Here is a 5,154-nt window from a genome sequence, read left to right on the forward strand (position 1 = left end):
TACGGAGGCAGCAGTGGTGTGTTGGGTGTCAGCGCACGCGCACGTAAGTACCGGGTGCCGCCTCCATGGGTGGATAGTTCTGGTTGCCGAGAGCCATGTGGGTTTCCTTTTGCGCGCCCGAACGCTCCTGAATCCAGCTCAGCCACTGCGTCCACCAGCTGCCGTCGACTTGCTTGGCGTCGTAATACCAGGCCCGCGGATCGCTGCTCAGTTTTGTGCTTTCAATGAAGTTGGCTTTCGGGTTGGACGGCGGGTTCAGGATGCTCTGTACATGACCGCTGTTGGACAGCACGAAGCGTCGCTCGCCACCCAGCAGCAGCGTCGAGCGATACACCGCATCCCACGGCGTGATGTGGTCGTTGATGCCGGCCACGCTGAAGCTGTCGACGGTGACTTTCTGCAAGTCGATCGGCGTGCCGCACACTTCCAGGCCCCCCGGATGACTCAGCGGGTTGTGCTTGAAGAAGTCCAGCAGATCGCCGTGAAAGGCGGCCGGCAGACGTGTGTTGTCGTTGTTCCAGTAGAGGATGTCGAACGCCGGCGGCTCCTTGCCCAACAGGTAGTTGTTGACGAAGTAGCTCCAGATCAAATCGTTGGGGCGCATCCAGGCGAAGACCTTGGCCATGTCGCGACCGTCCAGCACGCCCTTCTGATAGGACCGACGCTTGGCCGCTTCCAGGGTCTGTTCGTCGGCGAACAGGGTCGCGGGGCTCTCCATCTGGCTGTCGAGCAGGCTCACCAGATAGGTTGCGCTGGATACACGGCGCAGTTGCCGCTTCGCCTGCAAATGACCTTGCAGCGCGGCAATGGTCAGCCCGCCGGCGCAGGCGCCCATCAGGTTGACTTCCCGGGCGCCGGTGATCGCCCGACATACATTCATCGCTTCTTCGACGGCTTCGACGTAGGTCGAAAGGCCCCATTCGCGATGGCGCACATCCGGGTTGCGCCAGCTGATCATGAAGGTTTGCAGGCCGTTTTTCAGGGCGAACTGGACGAAGCTGTTGTTCGGGCTCAGGTCGAAAATGTAGTACTTGTTGATCTGTGGCGGCACCACCAGCAGCGGTTTGGAATACTGCTTTTCGCTCATCGGCTTGTACTGGATCAGTTCCAGCAGCTCATTGCGAAACACCACGGCGCCGGTGGTGGTCGCGACCGTCTTGCCGACCTCGAAGGCCTGCTTGGTCACTTGCCTGGGCAGGCCGTCGTTGTGCAGGAAATCATCGACCAGGTGACTGATGCCACGCACCAGGCTGTTGCCGCCGGAGTTGAAGATTTCCTTGACCGCCAGCGGATTGAGCAGGGTGTTGGACGGTGACACCGCATCATTGAGCAAAGCGAACGCGAAGTGGGCGCGGGCGCGATCGTCCGGGTCCATGTTGCTCTCGTCGATCCAGCTTTTGACCTGTTTCTGCCAGCTCAGGTAGGCCTGCAAACTGCGGCGATAAAACGGGTTGAGGCTCCATGCGGGGTCGGCAAAGCGATTGTCGTTGGGGTTGGTCGGGTGCAGGGTTTCGCCCAGCAACACGCGCCCCAGTTGACCGCCCAGCTTCAACGCATGGCGGGCGCTGTGCACGGGGTTGCGCAAACCATGGGCGGCAACGCTGCGCAGGGTCGAAAACAGATCCCGACCACGCAGGCCGGTAATCGCACTCTGTGCGTTGATGAACGCTGCGGGAGTCGGTAAAGATTCCCTCGCTGGCTTGTCGCGCATGACTCAACACTCCTTCGTCTTCAGGCCAAATACAAACACACCGAACCAGAACACCATAGACGCTGTAACGGGTTGTTGCGCGGCGCGGCGTCCTGCCGACCGACGATAAGTCGGTTAGCCGCCCGATGGAGCCGGATGCGGATGCATCACGGCGCGCTGCCGTTCTTCCTCGAGAAACTTCATGATGATCGGCGCCACGGCCTCGGCGCGGGTGATCAGGAACAGGTGCCCGTCATCGATGATGTGCAACTGGGCATTGGGAATCCGCCAGGCCAGCACGCGCATGTTGATCAACGGGATCAGCGGGTCATCGTCGCCGGCCAGCACCAGCGTCGGCTGGTGGATCTTGTGCAGCCAGTGAATGCTGGTCCAGCCGAGTCCGGCGAACAGCTGCCAGTAGTAACCGAGCTTGCCTGCCGAGCGCACCTTCGCCGCATGGCTGGCCGCCAGTGTCGGATCGCGACGGAACGAGCCGCCGTAGATCATTGGCGCAATGCGGATCACGTGCGATGGCTGGATGTAGCGCCGTGGGCTGGCCATCATCCACAGCACTTTCGGTTTGCCCGGCACCATCACCGCACCCGCCGCCGTCGCCGCCAGCACCAGTTTCTTGCAGCGCTCGGGGTAGTCGTAAGCAAACTGCTGGGCGAGGGCGCCACCCCACGACACACCGATCACGTTCACTTGCCCGTAATCGAGATAGTCGAGCATCCGCGCCGTGAGTTTGGCCAGGCCCGGAAAACGATACGGCCGGTTCGGCGTCGACGAACCGCCGACACCGGGCACGTCGAAAGCGATGACTTCGAGGTCCGGGTCCAATGCTGCGACAAACGGAAACACCAGCTCCAGGTTGGCGCCGATGCCGTTGAATATCAGCAAGGGCGTCAAGTGAGGCTTGCCGGGGCGTACTGCCGTGCGGAGGGTCTGGCCATCCAGGTCGACGGTACGAAAAATGAACGGTTGCGGCATGCTTCAAGCCCTGTAGGTGGATCGGCCCCCATTCTGTAGGAGCCGGCTTGCTGGCGATGGCATCACCACGGTGAAACTGTGAAACCGCAGTGATGCCATCGCCAGCAAGCCGGCTCCTACAGGTCGGGGGTCATTTAGCGTTCGTGTACGTAAGTGCCCGGTGCTGCTTCACCTTCCGGATAAGCCTTGTTGCCCAGTTTTGTCGGGGCTTTTTTCAATTCGCCCGAACGCTCGGCCTGCCAGGCTTGCCAGTGCAGCCACCAGGAATCGGTGTGCTTGGTGGAGTTTTCCTGCCACTCCTCAGCCTTCAACGGCATCTCGGCGCTCGTCATGTAGCGCGATTTCGGGTTGCCCGGCGGGTTCAGAATGCTCTGGATATGCCCGCTGCTGGACAGCACGAATTCGACCTTGCCGCCGAACAGTTGCGCCGACTTGTAGCAGGACTTCCACGGGGTGATGTGGTCGTTGGTGCCGGCCAGGGAAAAGATGTCGGCCGTGACCTGCTTCAGGTCGATTGGCGTGCCGCACACTTCCAGTGCATCCGGGCGGATCAGCGGATTGTTTTTGAACATCTCGATCAGATCGCCGTGGAACGCGGCGGGCAACCGGGTGGTGTCGTTGTTCCAGAACAGAATGTCGAACACCGGCGGCTCGTTGCCGAGCAGGTAGTTGTTGACCCAGTAGTTCCAGATCAGATCGTTGGGGCGCATCCAGGCGAACACTTTCGCCATGTCGCGGCCTTCGAGTACGCCGGCCTGATAGGAATGGCGCTTGGCGGCTTCGAGGGTCTGTTCGTCGACGAACAGTGCGACGTCGCTGTCCAGGGTGGTGTCCAGCACGCTGACCAGCAGCGTCAGGGCGTTGACTTTTTTCTCGCCGATTGCGGCGTAGTGGCCCAGCAACGCGGTGCAGGTGATGCCGCCGGAGCAGGCGCCGAGCATGTTCACGTCTTTGCTGCCGGTGATTGCGGTGACCACATCAACCGCTTCCTTGAGCGCTTCGATGTAGGTCGACAGGCCCCATTCGCGCTGTTCCTTGGTCGGGTTGCGCCAGCTGACGATGAAGGTCTGCACATGATTGCGCAGGCAGAAACGCGCCAGGCTTTTGTCCGGGCTCAGGTCGAAAACGTAGAACTTGTTGATCTGTGGCGGCACCACCAGCAATGGACGCTCATGCACCTGCTCGGTGGTCGGCCGGTACTGGATCAGCTCCAGCACGTCGTTGCGGAAAACCACCGCACCTTCGGTCACGCCCAGGCTCTTGCCGACTTCGAATGCGCCCATGTTGACCTGGCTCGGCATGCCGCCGTTGTGCACCAGATCCTTGGCCAGGTGCGAGAGGCCGTCGAGCAGGCTCTTGCCACCGGTTTCGAAGAAGCGTTTGACCGCTGCCGGGTTGGCCGCCGTGTTGGTCGGGGCCATGGCTTCGGTCATGAGGTTGATCACGAAATGCCCGCGTGCCACATCCTTGGGCCCGAGGTTACTGTCGTCGATCCAGTCGTGGAGTTCCTTGCGCCACGCCAGGTAGGTTTGCAAATAACGTTTGTAGAGCGGGTTCTGGCTCCAGGCCGGATCGGCGAAACGACGGTCATCGCTGGTCGGTAGCAGTTCGGATTTGCCGAACAGCACGTTCTTCAGTTCAAGACCGAAATGAGCGACATGCTTCGCACTGTGAATCGGTTGTTTAATGGCCTGCCTGAGCACCATTCGAGCAGAAGCCAGTAGATCCTTTCCACGCAGCCCAACGACAGGATTAAGCCCCAAGGTGTTTTCCGAGGCTTGATTCTTCAAGTCATCGTTATTCTTGTTACTCATCTACGACGCTCCATTGTCCTGAGACGAGTACCTGAGTCCAGCCGTGTAGTCACACAGCCAATGCCAGGTACTACTGCTCGGGTGACCGATAATTCTGCATCGCTGCTTTTTAGTTCAGAGAGCACTGCAGGTAACTTGCCAGCTCCATTGGTTACCCGAGTTTAATTTTTTTCGCAAGCAGGCTAATGACTGACCTCGCGGCCAAGCATTCAAACAGATGAAATTAGAAAATGCCTTCTAATGCGCAAGAGGCGCGGGTTAGAGCATCAGCTTGACGACAGATTCGTTAGGGTCGCGGGTCTTTCCGGCGGCTTTCAGTTCGGCAAGATAATCGTTCCAGAGATCCTCTTGGCGCACGCCCAGCTGGTACAGATATTCCCAGGTGAACAGGCCGCTGTCGTGGCCGTCGTCGAAGGTCAATTTCAGTGCGTACTGACCGGCCGGTTCTACCTTGGTCAGGCCTACGCCGATCTTGCCAAATTGCAGGATAGGTTTGCCGTGGCCCTGGACCTCGGCGGAAGGAGAGTGCACGCGCAGGAACTCGGCGGGCAGGTGATGTTCCTCGCCGGACGCGTATTTCAGCGACAGGGTTTTCGAGGCTTTGTGCAGTTTGATGTCGGTGGGGATCATGACCAAAGTCCGTATTGAAGCGCGAGGTCT

Annotated in this window: 4 protein-coding genes; all 4 read right to left on the bottom strand. The window is 59.9% G+C overall.

Features of this window, described 5'->3' with window-relative positions:
* Window positions 1-28 precede the first annotated feature (28 nt).
* Window positions 29-1,711: a class II poly(R)-hydroxyalkanoic acid synthase gene (gene phaC / locus ACM6IO_RS26610; RefSeq protein ID WP_008041884.1), complete on the bottom strand. Its 1,683-nt coding sequence runs from the start codon at window positions 1,709-1,711 to the stop codon at window positions 29-31.
* A 114-nt stretch (window positions 1,712-1,825) separates the two neighbouring features.
* Window positions 1,826-2,680 carry a poly(3-hydroxyalkanoate) depolymerase gene (gene phaZ, locus ACM6IO_RS26615; RefSeq protein ID WP_008041882.1) on the bottom strand — a complete coding sequence of 285 codons (855 nt, stop codon included), beginning with the start codon at window positions 2,678-2,680 and terminating at the stop codon, window positions 1,826-1,828.
* Window positions 2,681-2,814: 134 nt separating this feature from the next.
* Window positions 2,815-4,494: a class II poly(R)-hydroxyalkanoic acid synthase gene (gene phaC, locus ACM6IO_RS26620; RefSeq protein WP_192226849.1), complete on the bottom strand. Its 1,680-nt coding sequence runs from the start codon at window positions 4,492-4,494 to the stop codon at window positions 2,815-2,817.
* A 258-nt stretch (window positions 4,495-4,752) separates the two neighbouring features.
* Window positions 4,753-5,130, bottom strand: coding sequence for a gamma-butyrobetaine hydroxylase-like domain-containing protein (locus ACM6IO_RS26625; protein WP_085988409.1), 378 nt, complete (start codon window positions 5,128-5,130; stop codon window positions 4,753-4,755).
* Window positions 5,131-5,154 lie beyond the last annotated feature (24 nt).

This window comes from Pseudomonas sp. IT-P44, from assembly GCF_949768225.1.
GTDB classification, from domain to species: domain Bacteria; phylum Pseudomonadota; class Gammaproteobacteria; order Pseudomonadales; family Pseudomonadaceae; genus Aquipseudomonas; species Aquipseudomonas migulae.

What these genes read in the sequence shown, in the direction of transcription:
- phaC (WP_008041884.1), bottom strand. Translation starts at nt 1,711, where the DNA reads ATGCGCGACAAGCCAGCGAGGGAATCTTTACCGACTCCCGCAGCGTTC.
- phaZ (WP_008041882.1), bottom strand. Translation starts at nt 2,680, where the DNA reads ATGCCGCAACCGTTCATTTTTCGTACCGTCGACCTGGATGGCCAGACC.
- phaC (WP_192226849.1), bottom strand. Translation starts at nt 4,494, where the DNA reads ATGAGTAACAAGAATAACGATGACTTGAAGAATCAAGCCTCGGAAAAC.